We start from the raw sequence: 22,769 nt of genomic DNA, 5'->3' as shown, positions 1-22,769 counted from the left end.
GCATCACTGGACGAGCGATGAAAAAACACCCAGACAAGCACATTCAGGCGGCATTAGCTTACGCCCTTTCTCAGGGTTGGCATTTTCGGCCCAGCAAGGGGCACGCATTTGGCCGACTACATTGCGCCTTTGCCGGGCATCAAGAACATATGATGAGCATCTGGAGCACGCCAAAAAACCCAGAGGTACATGCCAAACAGATTCGGCGCAAAGTCGATCACTGCCTGGCGCTGTCGCAGAAAAAATAACCGGAGAATCACCATGACGCTCTATCATTTCTCATTGACGCTGGATGGGGTCACCGCCGATACCGCCGGGCTGGAAGATGCGCTGTATGCGGCGGGATGCGATGACGCGCTGATCTGTTTCTACGGTAAAGCCGTTTACCTGGAGTTCGATCGAGAAAGCGATAACTTTGCGCACGCGATTTGCAGCGCCATCAGCGATATTGAATCCGCAAATATCGGCGCCAAGGTGATATCGGTGGACTCCAGTCTGGTGGGATTAAGCGATATTGCCGAGCTCACCGAACTGTCGCGTCAGGCGATCGCCATGCTAAAAGACGGAACTCGCGGCCCCGGCGGCTTCCCTTCCCCCATTCAACGGCTCGGCGGCGCCTCACCGCTGTGGCGCTGGGCTGACGTGGCGGCCTGGTTGGCACAGCAGGGGAAAATCGACCCACGGCTTGCAGACAATGCGCAGTGTCTGGAACATATCAATCTCGCTTTGCAACTGCGAAACGATCGGCAACGCCAGCAGGTTGAGCACTACTGCTCCCTGCTGGAACACGCGGAAAAATAGGCAGATTAGCCCGTTACAGCCCCAGGATCTCTTTAACGAACGGGATGGTAAGCTTGCGTTGGGCGGTAATCGAGGCGCGATCGAGTTGATCGAGGGTCATAAACAGCGTGCGCATCTCGCGATCCAGCCGTTTCAACAGGAAGCGGCCCACGTCTTCCGGCAGCTCGAAGCCGCGCAGTTTGCCGCGCAGCTGCAGCGCCAGCAGTTTCTCTTCGTCCGACAGCGGCTGCAGCTTGTAGATCTGCCCCCAGTCCAGGCGCGAAGCCAGATCAGGTAAACGCAGGTTCAGCTGACGCGGCGGACGATCCCCGGTGATGAACAAACGGGTGCGGCCGGTTTCCAGGATGCGGTTGTAGAGGTTGAAGATCGCCATCTCCCACTCTTCGTCGCCGGCGATGCATTCGATATTGTCGATGCAGACCAGCGCCAGCTGCTCCATGCCGTCCAACACTTCAGGCACGAAGTAGGCGCGCTTGTCGAGCGGCACATAGCCCACCGCTTCGCCTTTCTGCGAAAGCTCGGCGCAGGCCGCATGCAGCAGATGGCTGCGCCCGCCGCCTTCACGCGACCAGAAATAGATATAGCTGCCATGTTCCTGACGGACGGCGGATTGGATCGCGGCTAATAGGGATGGGTTCTCGCCCGGATAAAAACTGGCGAAAGTTTCATCATCGGGAAGATAAAGTGGCAGTGAAAGCTGTGCCGGCGTATTCAGAGAAGCACCTCAACCAAAACTGGCAGAAAAACGTGGGCAGTTTAACACAGAAAACGGGCGCTGTTGAACCGGCAGGATCTTATGCCGCAATAGTGAACAATGCCTAAGCGCTGCTTGATCGGCGGCGGCGCCCGCCGAGGCAAGAATTATCCGATATCATTCCCTAACTCCATGCCTGCGCAGGTTAAATTTGTAATTTAAGTAAAATCTGACCTAGTATAGGTAGGCTAAATGCAATCACCATCAACAAGGTTTCTGCAAGGATATAGACGATGAAAGTATGGAATAAAGTGCTGTTGGCCTCCTTTATCGGGTTGTTGGTTGCCGGCTGTGATGACTCCTCCAAGGTTGACGCCAACCTGGATAAAGCCAAAGACAGCGCCGAGCAGATGAAAGACGCCGCCCAGAAAAAAGCGGACGATCTGACGGACAAAGCGAAAGCGACGGCGGATGAAATCAAAAAAGAGGCCGCCACTCAGGCGGATCAGCTGAAAGACAAAGCTTCGGCGATTAAAGAAGACGCCGCCAAGCAGGCGGACGCCATCACCAACGACGCCAAGGCCAAAGCCGCCGCGATCAAAGACGACGCAGGCAAACAGAGCCAGCAGTTGGTGGATCAGGCCAAGGCCATCAAAAACGACGCCATCAACGGCGCCAACGATCTGACCGAGCAGGCCAAGGCGAAGACCGAAGCCATCAAGAACAGCGCCGAAAACAAAGCGCAAGAGTTGAAACAAGAGACCGATGCGGCGGTGAACGGCAATACTCAGCCGGCCACCCAGCAGTAAGCTATTCTCAGCCACCAAAGAAAGGAGCAGTAAATGGGGATTATTTCCTGGATTATCTTCGGCCTGATCGCCGGTATTTTGGCTAAGTGGATCATGCCCGGCAAAGACGGCGGCGGCTTTATTCTGACCGTCGTGCTGGGGATCATCGGCGCCGTGGTCGGCGGCTATATCAGCACCTTCTTCGGCTACGGCAAGGTTGACGGCTTCAACTTCGGCAGCTTCGTGGTGGCGGTTATCGGCGCCATCGTGGTGCTGTTCGTGTACCGCAAAATTCGCAGCTAAGGCGAATGCCATAAGTCAAAAGGGCAGCCCCTGGGCTGCCCTTTTCGTTACTTCTGCTCCGCCGATTCGTCCGGCGCGTCAAGCACCTCTTCTTCCTTGCGGAACAGGCTGATGACCTTGAACAGCAGGCTCAGGCCAATGCCGACGATGGTCGCCAGCGCCATGCCTTTCAGCTCCGCCGCGCCGATGTGCACCTTGGCGCCGCTCACGCCGATGATCAGGATCACCGAGGTCAAAATCAGGTTCTGCGCTTTGTTATAATCCACTTTGGATTCGATCAGCACGCGAATGCCCGAAGCGCCGATCACACCGTACAGCAGCAGCGAAACGCCGCCCATCACCGGCACCGGCACCGCCTGGATCGCCGCCGCCAGCTTACCGATGCAGGACAACAGGATCGCCAGCACCGCCGCGCCGCCGATCACCCAGGTGCTGTAGACCTTGGTGATGGCCATCACGCCGATGTTCTCGCCGTAGGTGGTGTTCGGCGTGGAGCCGAAGAAGCCGGAGAATACCGTCGAGATGCCGTTGGCGAACATCGAGCGGTGCAGGCCCGGATCGCGGATCAGGTCTTTTTTCACGATGTTGGCGGTCACCACCAGGTGGCCGACGTGCTCGGCGATCACCACCAGCGCCGCCGGCAGAATGGTGAAGATGGCGAACCACTCAAAGCGCGGGGTGTAGAAGGTCGGCAACGCGAACCAGTGCGCCTCGCGGATCGGGGTCAAATCCACCACGCCCATGAAGAACGACAGCGCATAGCCCACCAGCACGCCGATCAGGATCGGGATAATCGCCAGGAAGCCGCGGAACAGCACCGAGCCGAGCACCGTGACCGCCAGCGTCACCAGCGAAATGGTGATGGTGGTCGAGTCGGCGCTGGCGCCTTCCGCCGGCAGCAGCCCCGCCATATTGGCCGCCACGCCCGCCAACTCCAGGCCGATGACGGCGACGATCGCCCCCATCGCCGCCGGCGGGAACATCACGTCCAGCCAGCCGGTGCCGGCCTTTTTCACGATCAGCGCCACCAGGCAGAACAGCACGCCGCACATGATGAAACCGCCCAACGCCACTTCGTAACCGAGCGGCAACAGCAGCAACACCGGCGAGATAAACGCGAAGCTGGAACCGAGGTAGGCCGGGATCTTGCCTTTACAGATGAACAGATACAGCAGCGTGCCGATGCCGTTGAACAACAGCACGGTCGCCGGGTTGATCTTGAACAGGATAGGCACCAGCACGGTGGCGCCAAACATGGCGAACAGGTGCTGGAAGCTGAGCGGAATGGTCTGGAGCAGCGGCGGGCGCTCGCTGACGCCGATGGCGCGACGGGTCATGTGTGCTTTTCCTCGGTTTATTGGTTTTATAGGTTTTAGTCAAAAAAAAGCCGACTCGTTAAGTCGGCTCAAATGTTTACTTAGTACCAAATATCTTGTCGCCCGCATCGCCCAGGCCAGGCACGATATAGCCCTTGTCGTTCAGACACTGATCGATGGAGGCAGTGTACAGCTCAACGTCCGGATGCGCTTTCTCCAGCGCGGCGATGCCTTCCGGCGCCGCGACCAGAACCAGCACCTTGATGCTGTGGCAGCCGGCTTTCTTCAGCAGATCGATAGTGGCGATCATCGAACCGCCGGTGGCCAGCATCGGGTCGACGACCAGCGCCATGCGCTCTTCGATGTTGGAAACCAGCTTCTGGAAGTACGGCACCGGCTCCAGGGTTTCTTCGTCGCGGTATACGCCCACTACACTGATGCGCGCGCTCGGCACGTGCTCCAGCACCCCTTCCATCATGCCCAGGCCTGCGCGCAGGATTGGCACTACGGTAATCTTTTTCCCTTTGATCTGATCCACTTCAACTGGCCCGCACCAGCCTTCGATGGTGACTTTTTCCGTCTCCAGATCGGCGGTCGCTTCATAGGTCAGTAAACTACCCACTTCTGAGGCCAGCTCACGGAAGCGTTTGGTGCTGATGTCATTTTCGCGCATCAGGCCAAGCTTGTGTTTTACCAGCGGGTGTTTCACCTCAACGATCTTCATCATTTTTCTCCTATTAAGGTGGTTGCGGCCAAAAAAATCGCGGGATTATACCTCCTTTTTTTCGCCGCGCCACCCACAATAGCCCGATCGGGATCAACAAAAGTTTGAATATCAGTATAGATGACGAAAAAGCGGAGCCGGTTCACAAGCCGCTCGCAAACGTTTGCCTGCGCTGTTAGAATTGCCGCGCCTTATTCCGGAATCAACATCGGAAGCACAGTTTTCAAACCGCAAATCGTCGTGGGGAATCGCGCAGTGACCGACAAAACCTCTCTCAGCTATAAAGACGCAGGTGTCGATATCGATGCAGGCAACGCATTGGTAGATCGCATCAAAGGTGTAGTTAAACAGACCCGTCGCCCGGAAGTGATGGGCGGTCTGGGCGGGTTTGGCGCCCTGTGTGCGTTGCCGCAGAAATACCGCGAGCCGGTGCTGGTTTCCGGTACCGACGGCGTGGGCACCAAGCTGCGTCTGGCGATGGATCTGAAACGCCACGACACCATCGGCATCGATCTGGTGGCGATGTGCGTCAACGATCTGGTGGTTCAGGGCGCCGAGCCGCTGTTCTTCCTCGACTACTACGCGACCGGCAAGCTGGATGTGGACACCGCGGCCAGCGTGATCACCGGCATCGCCGAGGGCTGCAAACAGTCCGGCTGTGCGCTGGTGGGCGGCGAAACCGCTGAAATGCCGGGCATGTACCACGGCGAAGACTACGACGTGGCCGGTTTCTGCGTCGGCGTGGTCGAAAAATCCGAGATCATTGACGGCAGCAAAGTGCAGTCCGGCGATGCGCTGATCGCCCTGGGCGCTTCCGGCCCGCACTCCAACGGCTACTCGCTGGTGCGCAAAATCCTGGAAGTGAGCAACACCGATCCGACCGCCACTCAGCTGGAAGGCAAACCGCTGGCCGACCACCTGCTGGCACCGACCAAGATTTACGTGAAGTCCGTGCTGGAGCTGATCGAGAAGGCTGACGTACACGCCATCGCTCACCTCACCGGCGGCGGCTTCTGGGAAAACATTCCACGCGTGCTGCCGGAAGGCATGCAAGCGGTGATCGACGAAGCCAGCTGGCAGTGGCCGGCGGTGTTCACCTGGCTGCAGCAGGCCGGTAACGTCAGCCGTCATGAAATGTATCGCACCTTCAACTGCGGCGTAGGCATGGTCATCGCCCTGCCGGAAGCCGAAGTGGAAGCGGCCATCGCGCTGCTGACCGCGGCAGGTGAAAAAGCGTGGAAAATCGGTAAACTGACCGCCTCTTCCGACGAACAACAAGTGGTCATCAACTGATGAAAAAGATCGTGGTGTTGGTCTCCGGCCAGGGGAGCAATCTCCAGGCGCTGATTGACGCCTGCCAGCAGGGCCGCATCGCCGCCGAAATCGTGGCGGTGTTCAGCAACAAGGCGCAGGCATATGGCCTGCAACGCGCCGAAGCGGCGGGCATCGCCGCCCAGGCGCTGGATGCCAAGGCCTACGCCGATCGCACGGCGTTCGACGCCGCGTTGGCGGACGCCATCGACCAGTACCAGCCCGATCTGGTGGTGCTGGCCGGCTACATGCGTATCCTCAGCCCGCAGTTCGTGCAGCGCTATGCCGGCCGCATGCTGAACATCCACCCTTCCCTGCTGCCGAAATACCCGGGGCTGCATACACATCGTCAGGCCATCGACAACGGCGACAGCGAACACGGCACCTCGGTGCACTTCGTGACCGAACAGCTCGACGGCGGCCCGGTGATTTTGCAGGCCAAGGTGCCGATTTTCACTGACGACGAGGAGGATGACGTGGTTGAACGGGTGCAAACCCAGGAACACACGATCTATCCACTGGTGGTGAGCTGGTTCGTCGACGGCCGCCTGGCGATGCGCGACGGCGTCGCCTGGCTGGACGGCGAACGCCTGCCGGCGCAGGGCCACGCCGCCGACTGATGCGCGCAGCCTGAACCTTGCCTAAACGGCGCCCACGCGGCGCCGTTTTTTTTCGCCTTCATCCATTCTGTGAAGTTATACTTTGCACAATTTCACGGCACAGAGGAGCCCACATGTCCAGCACTGCCAGCGTCAGGTTACGCCCATTGGAACGGGACGATCTGTCGTTCGTCCACCAGATGGACAACAACGCCAGCGTTATGCGCTATTGGTTTGAAGAACCCTACGAAGCCTTTGTCGAGCTTTCCGATCTCTACGACAAACACATCCACGATCAGAGCGAGCGCCGCTTTATCATCGAGCACGAAGGCGCCAAGGTCGGCCTGGTGGAACTGGTGGAGATCGATCACATCCACCGCCGCGCAGAATTCCAGATCATCATCGATCCCGCCCACCAGGGCAAAGGCTACGCCAGCACCGCCGCCCGCCTGGCGATGGACTACGGCTTCTCGGTGCTGAACCTGTACAAGCTGTACCTGATCGTCGACAAGGAGAACCCGAAGGCGATCCACATCTACAGCAAGCTGGGCTTTAACGTGGAAGGCGAGCTGATCGACGAGTTCTTCGTCAACGGCGAATACCGCACCGTGCTGCGCATGTGCATCTTCCAGCCGCAATATCTGGCGAAGTTCAAAACGCCGGGCGATAAGCCGCTGGTGAAGTGACTGCTAGCGAGAAAAAGAGAAAACCCGCCCAGGCGGGTTTTTTATTGGGAAATAAGTGGCTAGTATTAAGGCATGCTATTTTATCGTCAGGAAACAACCTGATGAATACGAAAATAAATAATATTCTCCAATATAATTAATCGAAAAATAATTAATAGTGATAGTAAGAGTTACCCTCTGCCTCTACAAAGGAAAAATGCCATGACGACCGTCTCAAACCTGCTGCTTTTTATCGGCCTGGCGATGCTCGCCATCGCCGCCGGTCTAAATACCTATAGCGGCTACGCGCCTGCAGATCCCAACAGCACCCCGCTGTTTTCCCCGCTCTGGTGGACGCGCTGGTTCCCGCTCTATGCCTCGGGCGCTGCGTTGTTGTTGGTGGGGTTGGTATTGCGGGTTACGGCTAAAGGCCGCGCGCATTAAGGATTACCATTTCAGCACCGCCGAGCCCGCCACAGCCATTATCGACATGAAAAATTATATTGATCATCACCGACAACATAATTGTGGTTGATAATAAATTGCAGAGAATGGATTGAATTCCACATGATGAAAGATGAATAAAACAAACTCGCCGGCAATCAGACTTATGCCATGCATTAATTCATGCCGGCTTAATGCGCGGGTAAAATAAAACAGCAGACGCAGGCCGACTGCAACGGCCATTGCCGGCGACGGAGCGAAAACCTCCGTCGCTCTCCCCTCACCCATACCGCCCGGTAATATAATCCTCGGTGCGGCGCTGGCGCGGCGACGTGAAAATGGCGTCGGTGTCGTTGTATTCCACCAGCCGCCCCTGATGAATAAAGGCGGTGTAGTCGGAGACGCGCGCCGCTTGCTGCATGTTGTGCGTCACCAGCACCACGCTATAGCGCTGCTTCAGCGCCGAAATCAGCTCTTCGATGGTCAGCGTGGAGATCGGATCCAGCGCCGAAGTCGGCTCGTCGAGCAACAGCACTTCCGGCTCGATGGCGATGGCGCGCGCGATCACCAGGCGCTGCTGCTGGCCGCTGGACAAGCGGAAGGCGTTTTCGCGCAGCCGGTCCTTCACCTCATGCCACAGCGCGGCGGCGCGCAGCGAACGCTCCACCGCTTCATCCAGCAAGCGCCGGTCGCGCACGCCCTGCAAGCGCAGGCCGTACACCACGTTTTCATAGATCGATTTCGGGAACGGGTTCGGCCGCTGGAACACCATGCCCACTCGCCGCCGCAGCGCCGCCACGTCGATCTGCGCGCCGGAGATCGCCGCGCCGTTCAGCTGCAGTTCGCCCTCGATGCGGCAGTTGTCCACCAGATCGTTCATGCGGTTGAAACAGCGCAGCAGCGTCGATTTGCCGCAGCCCGAAGGGCCGATCAGGGCCGTTACCCGGTGTTTCGGGATACGCAGCGAGATATCGTGCAGCACCTGTTTGTCACCATAAAACAGGTTCAGGCCGTTGACCGCCAGCGCGGTCTGTTCATCGTCGAGATGCTGGACATCCAGCCGGGGCAAACTGCCTGGCGTCATCAAACCCATTACGCACTCCCCAAAAATAGCGTCATTGTTACTGCGACCATGCTCGGTACCGCTCCCTCAGCGAATGGCGGATGCCCATCGCCGCCAGATTCAAACTCACCACGATCGTCACCAGCAAGAAGGCGGTGGCGAACACCAACGGCCGCGCCGCCTCCACGCTCGGGCTCTGGAATGCCATATCGTAGATCTGGAAGCTCAAATGCATGAACTTCCGCTCAAGGTGCAGATACGGGAAAATCTCGTCCACCGGCAGCACCGGCACCGATTTCACGACCCCCACCAGCATCAGCGGCGCGGTCTCCCCGGCGGCGCGCGCCACCGCCAGGATCAGACCGGTCATCATCGCCGGCGCCGCCATTGGCAGCACGATGCGCCACAGCGTCTCGGCCCGGCTGGCCCCCAGCGCCATCGAGCCCTGCCGCAGCGAGGTGGGTATGCGCGACAACCCTTCCTCGGTGGCGACGATCACCACCGGCAGCGTCAGCAGCGCCAGCGTCAGCGCCGCCCACAGCACGCCGGGCGTGCCGAAGGTCGGGTTGGGCAGGGATTCAGGATAGAACAGCTGATCGAGCGTGCCGCCTATCATATAGACGAAGAAGCCGAGGCCGAATACGCCATAGACGATCGAGGGCACGCCGGCCAGATTGACCACCGCGATGCGGATCACCCGCGTCAGCAGATTGTTGCCGGCATATTCGTGCAGATACACCGCCGCGATCACGCCAAACGGCATCACCACGATCGACATCAGGATCACCATCAACACCGTGCCGAAAATGGCCGGGAACACCCCGCCCTCGGTATTCGCCTCACGCGGGCTGTCGATGAGAAACTTCTTCACCTGCTCGCCCCAGTGCGCCAGCTTCTCGGAGGTGCTCATGGCGTTCGGGTACCAGGCATCGCGCACCTGGCTGAGCGGAATGGTCAACGTCTGCCCGTGCATGTCGCGCAGCAGCAACGCGTCGCGCTGGCGATCGCGGTTCAGCCCCGCCAGACGTTCGGACAACAGCTGATACTGCCGCTGCAGCTCCAGCCGTTCGGCCTTGATGGCGTCCTGTGCGCGGGCGTCCAGCTTATCGTCGCGCTGCAGGCGCTTTTCCCGCAGCCGCAGCGCGTCAAACTGCTGATTGATGCGCGCCATGTCGCGGAATTGAATGTCGTGCGCCTGGCGTGAGAGCGCGGCGATTTGCGGCAGGCGCTGCTGCAACGCCTGCCCCAGATTGCGGCCGGTCAGCGGTTGCCCATCTTCCAGCAGCCCCGCCAGATAGCCGTAAGCGGTGCCGTGGCTGTCGCGTTCCAGCACCAGCAGGCTGCGCGGCGTGCTTTGGCTGCGGATATCGCTGGCCAGCAAGGTGCGGAAATCCTGCCCCTCGCGCTCGCGGTTGCCGACCTTAATCAGATAACGTTCGACGTTCTGCGCCTCGCCCGGCGGCGTGACGCCCGCCTCAGCCAGCTGGCGCCGGGAAATGCTTTGTTGCTGGTACAACTCGCCGATCACCGTCACCGGCCCGGCGCCGTTCTGATTCAGTTCGAACTGATAAACCGGGCTCGGCCAGAAATAACGCATCCCCTGCCCGGCCAGCAGCAACAAAATGCCGATCAGCGCCAGCAGGCTGACGGCGACCGAACCGGCGGTCAGCCACACCCACGGTGACCCGCTCTTCACCCAGTTTTTCATGGCGCCTCCTGATTCGGCGTGTAGCGCTTGCGCAGCCGCAGGCGCACCGCCTCCGCCAGCGTGTTGAACACGAAGGTGAAGACAAACAGCACCAGCGCAGTCAGGAACAGCACGCGGTAATGGCTGCTGCCGGAAACCGCCTCCGGCATTTCGATGGCGATATTGGCCGCCAGCGCTCGCAGCCCCTGGAACAAGCTGCCGTCAATAATCGGCGTGTTGCCGGTGGCCATCAGCACGATCATGGTTTCTCCCACCGCGCGGCCAAAGCCGATCATCAGCGCGGAGAAAATGCCGGCGCTGGCGGAAGGCAGCACCACCTTGATCACCGTCTGCCATTGGGTGGCGCCCAGCGCCAAAGAGCCCTGGCTCAGGGTGGCCGGCACGCTGAACAGCGCGTCCTCCGCCAACGAGAAGATGATCGGCACCAGCGCGAAGCCCATCGCCACGCCCACCACCAGCGCATTGCGCTGGTCATAATTATCCCCCAGCCAGAAATGCAGCGGCTCACCGAACAGCGCCACCTCCAGCCACGGCCCCAGGCAGAACGCCAGCCACACCGTCAACGCCAGCAGCGGCAACAGCAACAGCAGATCGACGCCCGGCCGGCAGCGCGGCATAAAGCGATGGGTCAACGCGCCGCACAGCAGCACCGCCGCCGCCAGCAGCAGCGGCAACGCCAGCACCGCCAACAGATACTGCTCGATGATCGGCGCCAGCCAGATGCCGGCCACCAGCCCGATCACCACCGTCGGCAGCGCGCCCATCACTTCGATAGCCGGTTTGATCACTCGCCGCAGCCCCGGCGTCATAAAGTAAGCGGTATAGATGGCGCCGGCCAACGCCAGCGGGATGGCGAACAGCATCGCGTAAGCCGCCGCCTTGAAGGTGCCGAAGATCACCGGCATCAGGCTGAATTTAGGTTGGTAGCTGTCTTCGCCGGAGGTGGACTGCCAGACATAGGCCGGCTGCGGGTAGTTCTCATACCACACCTTGCCCCACAGCGAACGCCAGGTGACGTCCGGATACGGGTTGTCGAGCGCATAGCGCTGCCAGCCCTGCGCGCTCTCCAGCAGCAGGCCATCGCCGCGCGGCGCGAACGCCATTTGCCGCACCTCGGCGCCCAAACGGGTATTCAGCAGCGGTTGGGATTGGATCGTGGAGAATAACGAGAAGCCGCCATCGGGCCGCAGGGTGGCGAACACCCGGCGATAAGGTTCAGCCACCGTCAGCTCCTGCCGGTCGGCGCCGTGGTCGAAATGCTGCACCGGCGTCAGTCGCCAGCGCTGCTCTTTTTCCACCTCGAACCACTCGCGCAGGTTGCCGTCGGCGCCCTTGATCAGCAGCGCGCTGCCGCCGGGCAGCGCCGTCATCTGGTACGGGGCGTGTTCGCCCAAGGTGCGCGTTTCACGCAGTTGCAGCTGCGCGCCGTCGATCTGGTAACGCGCCAGCCGGTTGCCCGCCAGCAGGTAAAGCTGGCGGCCATCCGGCGTCAGCACCAACTGCTCTGCGTCGTGTTCCAGCGGACGTTCGCTGAACTGCGGCGGCCGATCCGGGCTGAAACGGCCGAACACCAGCCGCCGATCGTCGGTCACCCCGGCCAGCAGATACTGCCCGCGATGCGCGTCCGCCAGCGACAACAGCTTCAGCGGCTTGCGCTGCGGATCCAGCGCCAGCGGCGGTTGCCCGAGCGGGAACAGCCACTGCGGCCGGCCGTTTTCCGCCGTGGCGAAATCCGCGCGCGCCACCACCAACCGGCCGTCGACCTGCGCCAACGCGAACAGATCGCGCTCTCCGGCGGCCTGCGCGAGCAGCGCCGGTTTGGCCAGCAGTGTTTGCTGCGCCAGCGGTGTCTGGGCCTGGCCGCTCGGCGCCGGCGACAGACGATAAAATTGCCCCGTGCCCTGCGCATCGATGCGATAACCGACGCGCTGCTGCACGTCCATGCCCAGCGCCAGCGCCGGGGAAGACGCCGCAATCGGCAGCGGCTGAGCTTGCCCAAGCGAGGCCGGTTTGAACAGCGGCAGCACCGCAAACAGCAGATAAACGAAGATCAGCATCAACGTCATCAGCACCATCAGCCCGCAGGCGGTCACTGCCGCCTGCACGCCGCGGTCGATGCGCCCGCGCAGGCGATCTCGGGGATGTTGATTTGCCGTCGTCTGTGTCATGTGTCTCGCTGTCGCTGATGTAATCGGGCTTACGCCGTAAGATAACCGGGCATCTTATGTCAGTTTTATGACGTTTGCATGACAAAGTTACCTGACTCAGCCCAGGTTTTTTACACTGCCAACAGACAATATGAATTTGATATATTGCTGAAAAATGACCATAAACACGCTTTATAACGCCAAGAATAAGCCTGCTAACCGTCATTTCATGCTGATCGTTTCACTGCCGGGCATCCCGCCGCGGGGAAAATTTATTGTCGGCGAAAAACGCCGCGCGCCAACGCAATGGATATGTTGGACTTTCCTGTCAATCTCTCGCAATAATGATGAAGGACACTAGAGCGGCATCCGGGCGCTGCGTCCCGGATCCTATTCTAAAATTGAACTGGAGTGGCAATGGGTCAGGAAAAGCTCTACATCGAAAAAGAACTAAGCTGGTTATCCTTTAATGAGCGCGTGTTGCAGGAAGCCGCAGATAAGAGCAATCCCCTGATTGAACGAATGCGTTTTCTGGGCATTTACTCCAACAACCTCGACGAGTTCTATAAAGTCCGCTTCGCCGATCTCAAACGCCGCATCCTGATCAGCGAAGAGCAGGGCTCCGCCGGCGCCTCGCGCCACCTGCTGAAAAAGATCCAAGCCAAGGTGCTGAAAACCGATCAGGAATTCGACGGCCTGTACAACGATCTGCTGCTGGAAATGGCGCGCAACCAGATCTTCCTGATCAACGAACGCCAGGTGTCCGAAAACCAGCAAATCTGGCTGCGCCAGTATTTCAAACAGCATCTGCGCCAGCACATCACGCCGATCCTGATCAACCACGACACCAATCTGGTGCAGTTCCTGAAAGACGATTACACCTATCTGGCGGTGGAAATTATCCGCGGCGCGCGCACCGACTATGCGCTGCTGGAAATCCCGTCGGACAAAGTGCCGCGCTTCGTCAATCTGCCGCCGGAAGCGCCGCGCCGCCGCAAGCCGATGATCCTGCTGGACAACATTCTGCGTTACTGCCTGGATGAGATTTTCAAAGGCTTCTTCGACTACGACGCGCTCAACGCCTATTCGATGAAGATGACCCGCGACGCCGAGTACGATCTGGTGACCGAAATGGAATCCAGCCTGCTGGAACTGATGTCCTCCAGCCTGAAACAGCGCCTCACCGCCGAACCGGTGCGCTTCGTTTATCAGCGCGACATGCCGAACGAAATGGTGGAGCTGCTGCGCGGCAAGCTGGGCATCTCCAACTACGATTCGGTGATCGCCGGCGGCCGCTATCACAACTTTAAAGACTTCATCAGCTTCCCGAACGTCGGCAAGGCCAATCTGGTCAACAAGCCGCTGCCGCGCCTGCGCCACATCTGGTTCGACGGTTTCCGCAACGGTTTCGACGCCATTCGCGAAAAAGACGTGCTGCTCTACTACCCGTACCACACCTTCGAGCACGTGCTGGAGCTGCTGCGCCAGGCGTCGTTCGATCCAAGCGTGCTGGCGATCAAAATCAACATCTACCGCGTGGCGAAAGACTCGCGCATCATCGAATCGATGATCCATGCCGCACACAACGGCAAAAAGGTCACGGTGGTGGTCGAGCTGCAGGCGCGCTTCGACGAAGAGGCCAACATTCACTGGGCGAAGCGCCTGACCGAAGCCGGCGTACACGTGATCTTCTCGGCGCCGGGGCTGAAAATCCACGCCAAGCTGTTCCTGATTTCGCGCCGTGAAGGCGATGAAATTGTGCGCTATGCTCATATCGGCACCGGCAACTTTAACGAAAAAACCGCGCGCATCTATACCGACTATTCGCTGCTGACCGCCGACTCGCGCATCACCAACGAAGTGCGCCGGGTGTTCAACTTTATCGAGAACCCCTACCGGCCGGTCACCTTCGACAACCTGATGGTGTCGCCGCAGAACTCGCGCCTGAAGCTGTATGAGCTGATCGACAACGAAATCGCCAACGCCCAGGCCGGGGAACAGGCCGGCATTATGTTGAAAATAAATAATCTGGTGGATAAAGGGCTGGTAGATCGGTTATATACCGCGTCCGGCGCCGGCGTGAAGATCCGCCTGCTGGTGCGGGGCATGTGTTCCCTGATTCCCAACCTGCCGGGGATCAGCGACAATATTCAGGTGATCAGCATCGTCGATCGCTTTTTGGAACACGATCGGGTTTACGTTTTCGACAACAAAGGTGACAAACGGGTGTATCTGTCCTCCGCCGACTGGATGACCCGCAACATAGATTACCGTATCGAAGTGGCGGTATCGCTGCTGGATCCGGCGCTGAAACAGCGCGTTCTGGACATTCTGGAGATCCTGTTCAGCGATACGGTCAAGGCCCGTTATGTGGATAAAGAACTGAGCAACCAGTACGTGCCACGCGGCAACCGCCGCAAAGTGCGCGCCCAGGTGGCTATTTACGAGTATTTAAAAGCTCTGGAACAACCAGGACAGTAGGCCAGCAACTATGCCGCTAAAAAACACTGCAACGAACAAACCGCAGGAAATCGCCGCCATCGACCTTGGGTCGAACAGTTTCCACATGGTGATCGCCCGCGTCGTCAACGGCGCCTTACAGGTATTGGGCCGTTTAAAACAGCGGGTGCACCTCGCCGACGGATTGGACAGCAACAACGTACTCAGTGAAGAGGCGATAGAACGCGGCCTGGCCTGCCTGGCGCTGTTTGCCGAACGGCTGCAGGGCTTCCCGGCGGATAACGTCACCATTGTCGGGACCCACACCCTGCGCCAGGCGGTGAACGCCGAAGTGTTCCTCAAGCGCGCCGCCAAAGTGATCCCCTACCCGATCGAAATCATCGCCGGCCAGGAAGAAGCGCGCCTGATCTTCATGGGCGTGGAGCACACTCAACCGGAGAAAGGCCGCAAGCTGGTGATCGACATCGGCGGCGGCTCGACCGAGCTGGTGATCGGCGAAGACTTCGAGCCGCTGCTGGCGGAAAGCCGCCGCATGGGCTGCGTCAGCTTCGCCCAGCTGTTCTTCCCCGGCGGCGAGATCAGCAAAAACAACTTCCGCCGCGCGCGGCTGGCGGCGGCGCAGAAGCTGGAAACGCTGGCCTGGCAGTACCGCATTCAGGGCTGGCAGTACGCGCTGGGCGCCTCGGGCACCATCAAGGCCGCCCACGAAGTGCTGGTGGCGATGGGCGAAAAAGACGGTCTGATCACCCTCGAACGCCTGGAAATGCTCGCCGAACAGGTGCTGCAGTTCAAAAGCTTCAGCTCACTGAGCCTGCCGGGGCTGTCGGAAGATCGCCAATCGGTGTTCGTGCCGGGGCTGGCTATTCTGTGCGGCGTGTTCGATGCGCTGGCGATCCGCGATCTGCGCCTGTCTGACGGTGCGCTGCGCGAAGGCGTGCTGTATGAAATGGAAGGCCGCTTCCGCCACCAGGACATCCGCAGCCGCACCGCCAAAAGCCTGGCCGATCACTACAACATCGACCGCGAACAGGCCAAGCGAGTGCTGGAAACCACCGAACTGCTCTATTCGCAGTGGATGGCGCAAAACACCAAGCTGGTGCATCCGCAATTGGAAGCCCTGCTGAAATGGGCCGCCATGCTGCACGAAGTGGGGCTGAGCATCAACCACAGCGGCATGCATCGCCATTCGGCCTACATTCTGCAAAACTCCAACCTGCCTGGCTTTAACCAGGAACAGCAGCTGCTGTTGGCGGCGTTGGTGCGTTTCCACCGCAAGGCGATCAAGCTGGAAGAGCTGCCGCGCCTCAACCTGTTCAAAAAGAAACACTACCTGCCGCTGATCCAGCTGCTGCGTCTGAGCACCCTGCTCAACAACCAACGCCAGTCGACCACCACGCCGGAAACGCTGCGCCTGACCACCGACGACAACCACTGGACGCTGCGCTTCCCGGCCGGCTACCTGGCGCAAAACAACCTGGTGCAGTTGGACTTCGAGCGCGAGCAGGCCTACTGGAACGACGTCGTCGGCTGGAAGCTGCTGATCGACGAAGAAGGTTCGCAAGACGAACAACGCTCCGCCTGATCCCCCGCCCCCTGCCAGCCAGGGGGTTTTTCTTTCCGCCCCCGCTCCGCCAACCTAAACGAAACCCTAATACGGCGCGCCGCTCGCCGGAAAAAAATGGACAACTTTTGTCATCAGCGCCTAAAATCCGGTTACAAATTCTCGAGCGAATAACACAGGACACCGGCATACCGGGTGATATATGCGCAAGAAAACCACCGGACAGATGACGAAGATAGTGTTGTTTATCAGCTTTATCATTTTAGTCGGCCGACTGCTGTACGCCGCCGTGGTGGCGGTGCCTCATCATCAGGAAAAAAAGCAGGCCGCTGCGCAAAACGCCGCCGAAGTCAGCACGCCGCAACAGGACGCCTCCTCTGAATAACCGCCGCGCCCCGTCCGTTTCATAAAAATGACTCCGGCACTCGCTATGCTCTATCTTTTAATGAGCCTGCGTCAGGAACGCCGAGCGCCCGTTAAGGAACACCATGTCAGCCGCAACCCATAACGTCAAAAAAGTCGCTGAACACCGCCAGCGCATTCTCACTCTGTTGTTGAACAATAAGGAATTGGTCGACGGCATTCTCGGCCGGCCAGGGGATGAACACGCCCTCAGCCAAAGCGAACTGCTGAACCAAACGGCGGAAATTACCGGCCTGCTTGACGACATGCACGCCGCCGACCTGGCGGACCTGCTGGAAGCGCTGCCACAGGACGAACGCATGGCGCTGTGGCGGCTGGTGGGCAACAGCAAGCGCGGCCAGACGCTGGTGGAAGTCGCCGAACCGGTCTGGGACAGCCTGATCGAAGAAATGAGCGATAAAGACCTGCTCAAAGCGATCAAAACGCTGGACGTGGACGAACAGGCCTATCTGGCGCAATACCTGCCGCGTAACCTGATGGGCCGGTTGCTGACCTCGCTGGAGCCGGAGCAGCGCGCTCAGGTGCGCGAGATGAGCCAGTACGCCAAAGACAGCGTCGGCTGGATGATGGATTTCGAACTGGTGACGGTGCGGCCGGACGTCACGCTCGGCGCGGTGCACCGTTTTTTGCGCATGCGCAAAACCATTCCCGACGCCACCGATAAACTGTTCGTCACCGATCGCAAAAATACCCTGCTGGGCGAACTGCCGCTCACCGCGGTGCTGCTGAACGACCCGGAAATCCCGGTACGCGAAGTGATGGACAGCGACCCCGCCACCTTTCAGCCTGAGGACAAGGCCGATGAAGCGGCGGGCGCGTTCGAACGTTATGACCTGATCAGCGCCCCGGTGGTTGACGCCAAAGGCAAACTGATGGGCCGCCTGACCATCGAAGAGATCGTCGACGCCGTCAACGAAGAGAGCGACACCAACCTGCGCCGCATGGGCGGTTTAAGCCCGGAAGAAGACGTGTTCGCCCCGGTCAGCAAAGCGGTCAAAACCCGCTGGGCCTGGCTGGCGATCAACCTCTGCACCGCATTCATCGCCTCGCGAGTGATCGGCCTGTTCGAGCACACCATTTCCCAGCTGGTAGCGCTGGCGGCGCTGATGCCGATCGTCGCCGGCATCGGCGGCAACACCGGCAACCAGACCATCACCATGATCGTGCGCGCGCTGGCGCTGCACCAGATTGAAGTCGGCAACATCTCGCGCCTGATGCTCAGAGAGCTGGGCGTCGCCATCATCAACGGCGTGGTGTGGGGCGGCATCATGGGCGTGATCACCTGGCTGCTGTACGGCGACGCGGCGATGGGCGGCGTGATGACGTTGGCGATGCTGCTCAACCTGCTGCTGGCGGCGCTGATGGGCGTGGTGATCCCGATGACCATGCTCAAACTGGGCCGCGACCCGGCGGTCGGCTCGAGCGTGCTCATCACCGCGCTGACCGATACCGGCGGCTTCTTCATCTTCCTCGGCCTCGCCACCCTGTTCCTGCTGTAAGACGCTCAAAGCCGGCTCCGCGCCGGCTTTTTCGTCATTCTGTCGCCGGGTTTGCGCTAACGCAGTAAAGTCGGCCCTCCCGGTAGGTTTTCCTCCCGCGCTGTACTACCCTTTTTCAATAAATCATCTTGATTCATCCACGTCATGAATCCAATCACAGGCAGAGGTCATCGGTAAGGATGTCTATGGATATCAGCGCGCCGAACGCGTTCGGCACACACAAAGGCGTTATGCTGACACATTCTCTGTTCGTGGCGCTGGCGACATTTTTGCTCGCCTTGCTGAGCCTGTCGTTATCCAGTGAGGCTCATCACTTCACGCCGCTGTGGTTCCCGACCGCCGCCGCGATCGCCGTGCTGTATCGCCATCCCCCGCGTCATTGGGGTTTACCGCTGCTGGCCAGCGGCACAGGCATCGTGCTCGCCAGCTTCCTGCTGTTCGGCCTCAGCGCCATTCCCGTCAAGCTGGCCGCCATCAACCTGCTGGAAGCGGCAGTGTGCGCTCTGCTGCTGCGCCGCACGCTGCCGGCGATCGATCCGCTGAGCGATCTGGGCTGTTGGCTGCGCTTCGTGGTCTGCGCGGTGATATTTACCCCATTGTTCAGCGCGCTGCTGGCCGCCGGACTGACCCCCACGCCGGACCAAACGTTTTGGCAATCGTTCGGCACCTGGTTCATCTCTGAGGCGATAGGGGTGCTGTCGCTGGCGCCGCTCGGGCTCACCTATCACCGCCGCCTGTTGGCCGGGCTGAATCCGTATCCGCTGCTGTTGACCCTGATGGGCTCGCTGGCCTTCAGCTATCTGGCGCTGACGCATCTGCCCTTCCCCTTTACCTTCGTCATCCTGCCACTGCTGTGGGCGGCTATCGCGCTGTCGCGCTTCGAAACCTTCACCGTCTGTTTCTGCACTCTCTTGCTGATCACCGTCCTGCTGTCGCTGGGCCTGCTGCGCCTTCAGTCTTCCCAGCACACTTTCCTGGGCGAACTCGGCCTCTATCTGCCGATGTTGCTGATCCTGATCCCGGCGCACGCCATGGCGATGGTGATGCACACCTTCCGGGTGGAAAAGCAACATATCGTCGAGAGCGAAAGCCGCTTTCGCAGCGCGCTGGAGTATTCCGCCATCGGCATGGCGCTGGTGTCGCCGGAGGGCAAATGGCTGCAGGTTAACCAGGCGCTGTGCAAGCTGCTCGGCTATCCGCCCGAAAGACTTTATCACCTGACCTTTCAAGAGATCACCCACCCGGACGATCTGAACGCCGACCTGACCCAACTGCACGAACTGCTCGACGGCCATATCAGCAGCTACACCATGGAGAAGCGCTATATCCGCAGCGACGGCCAGACGGTCTGGGCGCTGCTGGCGGTCTCGCTGGTGCGCGACGGCGAAGGCCGGCCGTTGTACTTCATCTCTCAGGTGGAGGACATCAGCGACCTTAAGCGCAGCGAGGCGGAGAACAACCGGTTGGTGGAGCGCATCACGCTGGCCAACCAGGTGGGCGGCGTCGGCATCTGGGAATGGGTGATGAGCCAGGAAAACTTCACCTGGGATCAGCGCATGTTCGAACTCTACGATCTCACCCCCGACCAAACGCCGACGCTGGCGTTGTGGCGCACCCTGCTGGTGCCGGAAGATCGCGAGCGCACCGATCGCGAGCTGGCCGAGATCCTGGCGCAGCCGCGGGCATTCATCATGGAGTTTCGCATCACTACGCGCAGCGGCAAAGTGCGCCATATCCGCGGCCAGGGCAACGTGATCCTCGACGATCGGGGCCGGCCGCTGCGCCTGATCGGCACCAATATCGACATGACCGAGCTCAAGAGCCTCGCCGAGGCGCTGCACGAAGAGAAAGAGCGCCTGCACATCACCCTCGACGCCATCGGCGAAGGGGTGATCTCCACCGACAGCCACCTGCGCATCACCTTTATGAATCCGGTGGCGGAACAGATGTGCGGCTGGCCGCTCGAATTGGCGATCGGTATGCCCGTCGCCGGCGTGGTGCGCCTGACCAACGGCAAAGACGGCCCGGAAATCGAAAACCTCACGCAATACCCACGGCAATGGCCGGCGGATTATGCGCTGGTGCTGCACAGCCGCGACGGGCGTTATTTCGACGTACAGCAGTCGGTCTCACCGCTGAAAACCCTCGACGGGGAAACCATGGGTGCGGTGATGGTGCTGCAGGACGTCACCGCCTCGCGCGAACTGATGAAAAAACTCAGCTACAGCGCCTCGCACGATGCGCTGACCGGATTGCCGAACCGCACCCGCTTCGAGAAACAGCTGAAAGCGGCGATCGTCGCCGGCGGGGAACCGTCGCCGCCGCATTCGCTGGTGTTCCTCGATCTGGATCGGTTCAAGGCGGTGAACGACACCGCCGGCCATGCGGCGGGCGATGCCCTGCTGCGGGACATCGCCCAGTTGATGCGGCATCAGCTGCGCCATAGCGATTGCCTGGCCCGGCTGGGCGGCGACGAGTTCGGTCTGATCCTGTACGACTGCCGGCTGGAACAGGCCAAATCGCTGGTGCAGCAAGTGGTTAATCAAATCAGCCAGCACCCGTTCTACTGGGAAGGGAAGATTTACCGCGTCGGCGCCAGCGCCGGCATCACGCGCATCAGCGCCGACGCCAAAAGCAGCGAACTGCTGGCGCAGGCCGATATCGCCTGCTACACCGCCAAGCACCAGGGGCGCGGCCAGGTTTATCTGTACGAAACGCGGCAGAAACAGCTGCTGGAGCGGCAGCACGAGGTGCTGAGCCTGCAGGAAGTGCAGACGATCATCAGCGAGGGGCAACTGCGGCTGCTGACTCACGCGGTCGCGCCGCCGGCGACGCCGCTGTCGGCCGCGTTTCACCAGGTGAAGCTGCAGGTGATGGCGCCGGACGACCGCCCGCTGTCGCACGAGGCGTTCATCGCCGCCGCGCAGCTGTACGGCCTGATGCCGGACATCGACCGCTGGACGGCGGCGCAACTGCTGGTGAAATATGCCGACGACATCAAACGCAAAGGGCTGTCGCTCGCGCTGCCGCTGGCCATCGACAGCCTGCTGAGCGCCGACTTCCAGCGCTACCTGACGGAAACGGTGCGCGCTTCCTCGCTGCCGCCGCAGGCGCTGCTGTTCAGCGTCGATGAGGCCGCAATACTGGAGCACGCCGCGCAGTGTCGGGCATTTCTCCGCGAACTGCAGCAGCAGGGCTGCCGGCTGATCGTCAACGGCTTCGGGCATAACATCAATGCGTTCGATGAGCTCAGCGACCAGCGGATCGACATCATTCGCATCGATGAGCGCTTTATCACCAACGTGCACTGCAACCAGATGGACGAGCTGATGGTCTCGATGCTCAACGGCGCGGCGCATCGCATTAAAGCGCAGACCTTCGCCGGACCGGCTCACCAGCCGGTGACGCTGCAGGCGCTGCGCGACATTGGCGTCGATCTGGCGGACGGCGACCAAGTGGCGCTGGAGCAGCCGCTGGCGGTGTTGCTCAGCGACGGCTATTTCGGCATCCGTTAACCCTCTCCCCCCTCTCAGGCGCCGTCTCCCGGGCGGCGCCTCGCATCTCGTTCGTTACATGATATTAACCAAGACAAGATTAGTGATATAAATAACACCTGAAGCTTAAACGATTAAGTAAGATGAAATCCCCATGCGAACATCGACGTATCCGTTGATTTTCCTCGACAGGTGATGGCTCAGAGACAAGGGACTATGGAAAAGAAATGGTTTTCCGCCAGGGAACTGATGGGTAAGGCGGGGTTGCCCTCAACCCCGCAAGGGGTCAATTTGATGGCCCGGCGCGAAGGCTGGGTCAGTCGCCGCCGCAGCGGCGTACAGGGCAAAGCGCTGGAATACCATATCGACAGTCTGCCGTTCGGCGCGCGCAGTCTGTCGGCGTTGCGCGAAACCGACCATCCGGATTACGACGTCAAACGTCAGGATCCGGTACGGGTCTGGATCGAGTATTACTATCACCTCACGCCGGCCGAACGGGAAAAGCTGCTGGCGTTCCTGATGCGTGAAGGCATGAGCCGCCTGCTGCAGCTGATCGAGTCTCCCCGCTAGCCGCGTTCAACTCTCCGCTTCCGGCGCCCAGCCGCCGTTGTGCCATAGATGCAGCGTGGCGTAAGAGCGCCACGGGCGCCAGCGCTCGGCGTAGCGTTCAATCTGGCGCGGCGTCATGCCGGGGAAACGCTGTTTGATCAGGTAGTCGCCGGCCAGGAACACGTCCGGCCACGACCAGGCGCGCATCGCGATATAGCTG

Annotated in this window: 20 protein-coding genes and 1 pseudogene; 14 read left to right on the top strand and 7 right to left on the bottom strand. The window is 60.2% G+C overall.

Annotated features, from left to right (window positions below):
* Positions 1-17 precede the first annotated feature (17 nt).
* Entirely contained in the window at positions 18-248 is a 231-nt protein-coding gene (locus H7A77_RS23955; protein ID WP_033644019.1) for a hypothetical protein, read from the top strand.
* Positions 249-261: 13 nt separating this feature from the next.
* Positions 262-801, top strand: a complete 540-nt coding sequence (locus H7A77_RS23950) for an AlpA family transcriptional regulator (protein ID WP_033644020.1) — start codon at positions 262-264, stop codon at positions 799-801.
* Between the two features lie 13 nt (positions 802-814).
* On the opposite strand, the gene hda is transcribed toward H7A77_RS23950, so the two are convergent.
* Entirely contained in the window at positions 815-1,516 is a 702-nt protein-coding gene (hda, locus tag H7A77_RS23945; RefSeq protein WP_025159568.1) for a DnaA inactivator Hda, read from the bottom strand.
* Positions 1,517-1,788: 272 nt separating this feature from the next.
* Between hda and H7A77_RS23940 the strand changes: the two genes are divergently transcribed.
* Positions 1,789-2,304, top strand: a complete 516-nt coding sequence (locus tag H7A77_RS23940) for a hypothetical protein (RefSeq protein WP_016926729.1) — start codon at positions 1,789-1,791, stop codon at positions 2,302-2,304.
* 33 nt (positions 2,305-2,337) lie between these two features.
* Complete coding sequence (locus tag H7A77_RS23935) at positions 2,338-2,586, top strand: GlsB/YeaQ/YmgE family stress response membrane protein (RefSeq protein ID WP_016926728.1); 249 nt, start codon at positions 2,338-2,340, stop codon at positions 2,584-2,586.
* A 47-nt stretch (positions 2,587-2,633) separates the two neighbouring features.
* On the opposite strand, the gene uraA is transcribed toward H7A77_RS23935, so the two are convergent.
* A complete protein-coding gene (gene uraA, locus H7A77_RS23930) occupies positions 2,634-3,923 on the bottom strand; it encodes a uracil permease (RefSeq protein ID WP_033651534.1) in 1,290 nt (429 codons plus the stop codon).
* Positions 3,924-3,999: 76 nt separating this feature from the next.
* Positions 4,000-4,626, bottom strand: coding sequence for a uracil phosphoribosyltransferase (gene upp / locus H7A77_RS23925; protein ID WP_004941642.1), 627 nt, complete (start codon positions 4,624-4,626; stop codon positions 4,000-4,002).
* Between the two features lie 255 nt (positions 4,627-4,881).
* On the opposite strand from upp, the gene purM reads away from it, so the two are divergent.
* From purM to H7A77_RS23905, 4 genes are all read left to right on the top strand, one after another.
* Positions 4,882-5,919, top strand: coding sequence for a phosphoribosylformylglycinamidine cyclo-ligase (gene purM, locus H7A77_RS23920; RefSeq protein WP_025303843.1), 1,038 nt, complete (start codon positions 4,882-4,884; stop codon positions 5,917-5,919).
* Entirely contained in the window at positions 5,919-6,557 is a 639-nt protein-coding gene (purN, locus tag H7A77_RS23915) for a phosphoribosylglycinamide formyltransferase (protein WP_147881080.1), read from the top strand. The genes purM and purN overlap by 1 nt, the downstream gene beginning before the upstream one ends.
* Positions 6,558-6,670: 113 nt before the next feature.
* A complete protein-coding gene (gene speG, locus H7A77_RS23910; protein ID WP_033644040.1) occupies positions 6,671-7,222 on the top strand; it encodes a spermidine N1-acetyltransferase in 552 nt (183 codons plus the stop codon).
* 201 nt (positions 7,223-7,423) lie between these two features.
* Positions 7,424-7,645, top strand: coding sequence for a hypothetical protein (locus tag H7A77_RS23905; RefSeq protein WP_033651536.1), 222 nt, complete (start codon positions 7,424-7,426; stop codon positions 7,643-7,645).
* A 280-nt stretch (positions 7,646-7,925) separates the two neighbouring features.
* On the opposite strand, the gene pstB is transcribed toward H7A77_RS23905, so the two are convergent.
* The 3 genes from pstB to H7A77_RS23890 are packed head-to-tail and all read right to left on the bottom strand — an operon-like array spanning position 7,926 to position 12,584.
* A complete protein-coding gene (gene pstB, locus H7A77_RS23900; RefSeq protein ID WP_004941613.1) occupies positions 7,926-8,738 on the bottom strand; it encodes a phosphate ABC transporter ATP-binding protein PstB in 813 nt (270 codons plus the stop codon).
* Between the two features lie 28 nt (positions 8,739-8,766).
* Positions 8,767-10,416: a phosphate ABC transporter permease PstA gene (gene pstA / locus H7A77_RS23895; RefSeq protein WP_033644042.1), complete on the bottom strand. Its 1,650-nt coding sequence runs from the start codon at positions 10,414-10,416 to the stop codon at positions 8,767-8,769.
* A complete protein-coding gene (locus H7A77_RS23890) occupies positions 10,413-12,584 on the bottom strand; it encodes an ABC transporter permease subunit (protein ID WP_089192121.1) in 2,172 nt (723 codons plus the stop codon). The genes pstA and H7A77_RS23890 overlap by 4 nt, the downstream gene beginning before the upstream one ends.
* Positions 12,585-12,980: 396 nt before the next feature.
* Here H7A77_RS23890 and ppk1 point away from each other — a divergent pair, with 396 nt between their 5' ends.
* From ppk1 to H7A77_RS23860, 6 genes are all read left to right on the top strand, one after another.
* Positions 12,981-15,044 (top strand): polyphosphate kinase 1, encoded by a 2,064-nt coding sequence (gene ppk1 / locus H7A77_RS23885; RefSeq protein ID WP_033644044.1) that lies wholly within the window; start codon positions 12,981-12,983, stop codon positions 15,042-15,044.
* Between the two features lie 10 nt (positions 15,045-15,054).
* Positions 15,055-16,605, top strand: a complete 1,551-nt coding sequence (ppx, locus tag H7A77_RS23880; RefSeq protein WP_033632396.1) for an exopolyphosphatase — start codon at positions 15,055-15,057, stop codon at positions 16,603-16,605.
* 181 nt (positions 16,606-16,786) lie between these two features.
* Positions 16,787-16,969, top strand: coding sequence for a YfgG family protein (locus H7A77_RS23875; protein ID WP_033644045.1), 183 nt, complete (start codon positions 16,787-16,789; stop codon positions 16,967-16,969).
* A 103-nt stretch (positions 16,970-17,072) separates the two neighbouring features.
* Complete coding sequence (mgtE, locus tag H7A77_RS23870; RefSeq protein WP_004941597.1) at positions 17,073-18,506, top strand: magnesium transporter; 1,434 nt, start codon at positions 17,073-17,075, stop codon at positions 18,504-18,506.
* Positions 18,507-18,691: 185 nt separating this feature from the next.
* Positions 18,692-22,021, top strand: coding sequence for a diguanylate cyclase (locus tag H7A77_RS23865; protein ID WP_182074738.1), 3,330 nt, complete (start codon positions 18,692-18,694; stop codon positions 22,019-22,021).
* A 195-nt stretch (positions 22,022-22,216) separates the two neighbouring features.
* Positions 22,217-22,570: a DNA-binding protein gene (locus H7A77_RS23860; RefSeq protein ID WP_033644048.1), complete on the top strand. Its 354-nt coding sequence runs from the start codon at positions 22,217-22,219 to the stop codon at positions 22,568-22,570.
* A gap of 6 nt (positions 22,571-22,576) precedes the next feature.
* Here the strand turns inward: H7A77_RS23860 and H7A77_RS23855 are convergent.
* A pseudogene (locus H7A77_RS23855) lies at positions 22,577-22,769 on the bottom strand (adenosine deaminase); the annotation flags it as partial.

It is taken from the genome of Serratia sp. ME47 (assembly GCF_903970925.1).
GTDB lineage: Bacteria > Pseudomonadota > Gammaproteobacteria > Enterobacterales > Enterobacteriaceae > Serratia > Serratia ureilytica.
Note: the sequence above shows the minus strand (reverse complement) of the source record. Positions and strands in the feature narration are given on the sequence as shown.

What these genes read in the sequence shown, in the direction of transcription:
- pstA (WP_033644042.1), bottom strand. Translation starts at nt 10,416, where the DNA reads ATGAAAAACTGGGTGAAGAGCGGGTCACCGTGGGTGTGGCTGACCGCC.
- H7A77_RS23890 (WP_089192121.1), bottom strand. Translation starts at nt 12,584, where the DNA reads ATGACACAGACGACGGCAAATCAACATCCCCGAGATCGCCTGCGCGGG.
- upp (WP_004941642.1), bottom strand. Translation starts at nt 4,626, where the DNA reads ATGAAGATCGTTGAGGTGAAACACCCGCTGGTAAAACACAAGCTTGGC.
- H7A77_RS23860 (WP_033644048.1), top strand. Translation starts at nt 22,217, where the DNA reads ATGGAAAAGAAATGGTTTTCCGCCAGGGAACTGATGGGTAAGGCGGGG.
- H7A77_RS23950 (WP_033644020.1), top strand. Translation starts at nt 262, where the DNA reads ATGACGCTCTATCATTTCTCATTGACGCTGGATGGGGTCACCGCCGAT.
- purN (WP_147881080.1), top strand. Translation starts at nt 5,919, where the DNA reads ATGAAAAAGATCGTGGTGTTGGTCTCCGGCCAGGGGAGCAATCTCCAG.
- uraA (WP_033651534.1), bottom strand. Translation starts at nt 3,923, where the DNA reads ATGACCCGTCGCGCCATCGGCGTCAGCGAGCGCCCGCCGCTGCTCCAG.
- H7A77_RS23935 (WP_016926728.1), top strand. Translation starts at nt 2,338, where the DNA reads ATGGGGATTATTTCCTGGATTATCTTCGGCCTGATCGCCGGTATTTTG.
- pstB (WP_004941613.1), bottom strand. Translation starts at nt 8,738, where the DNA reads ATGGGTTTGATGACGCCAGGCAGTTTGCCCCGGCTGGATGTCCAGCAT.
- H7A77_RS23905 (WP_033651536.1), top strand. Translation starts at nt 7,424, where the DNA reads ATGACGACCGTCTCAAACCTGCTGCTTTTTATCGGCCTGGCGATGCTC.
- H7A77_RS23940 (WP_016926729.1), top strand. Translation starts at nt 1,789, where the DNA reads ATGAAAGTATGGAATAAAGTGCTGTTGGCCTCCTTTATCGGGTTGTTG.
- H7A77_RS23865 (WP_182074738.1), top strand. Translation starts at nt 18,692, where the DNA reads ATGGATATCAGCGCGCCGAACGCGTTCGGCACACACAAAGGCGTTATG.
- H7A77_RS23955 (WP_033644019.1), top strand. Translation starts at nt 18, where the DNA reads ATGAAAAAACACCCAGACAAGCACATTCAGGCGGCATTAGCTTACGCC.
- speG (WP_033644040.1), top strand. Translation starts at nt 6,671, where the DNA reads ATGTCCAGCACTGCCAGCGTCAGGTTACGCCCATTGGAACGGGACGAT.
- H7A77_RS23875 (WP_033644045.1), top strand. Translation starts at nt 16,787, where the DNA reads ATGCGCAAGAAAACCACCGGACAGATGACGAAGATAGTGTTGTTTATC.
- ppx (WP_033632396.1), top strand. Translation starts at nt 15,055, where the DNA reads ATGCCGCTAAAAAACACTGCAACGAACAAACCGCAGGAAATCGCCGCC.
- ppk1 (WP_033644044.1), top strand. Translation starts at nt 12,981, where the DNA reads ATGGGTCAGGAAAAGCTCTACATCGAAAAAGAACTAAGCTGGTTATCC.
- mgtE (WP_004941597.1), top strand. Translation starts at nt 17,073, where the DNA reads ATGTCAGCCGCAACCCATAACGTCAAAAAAGTCGCTGAACACCGCCAG.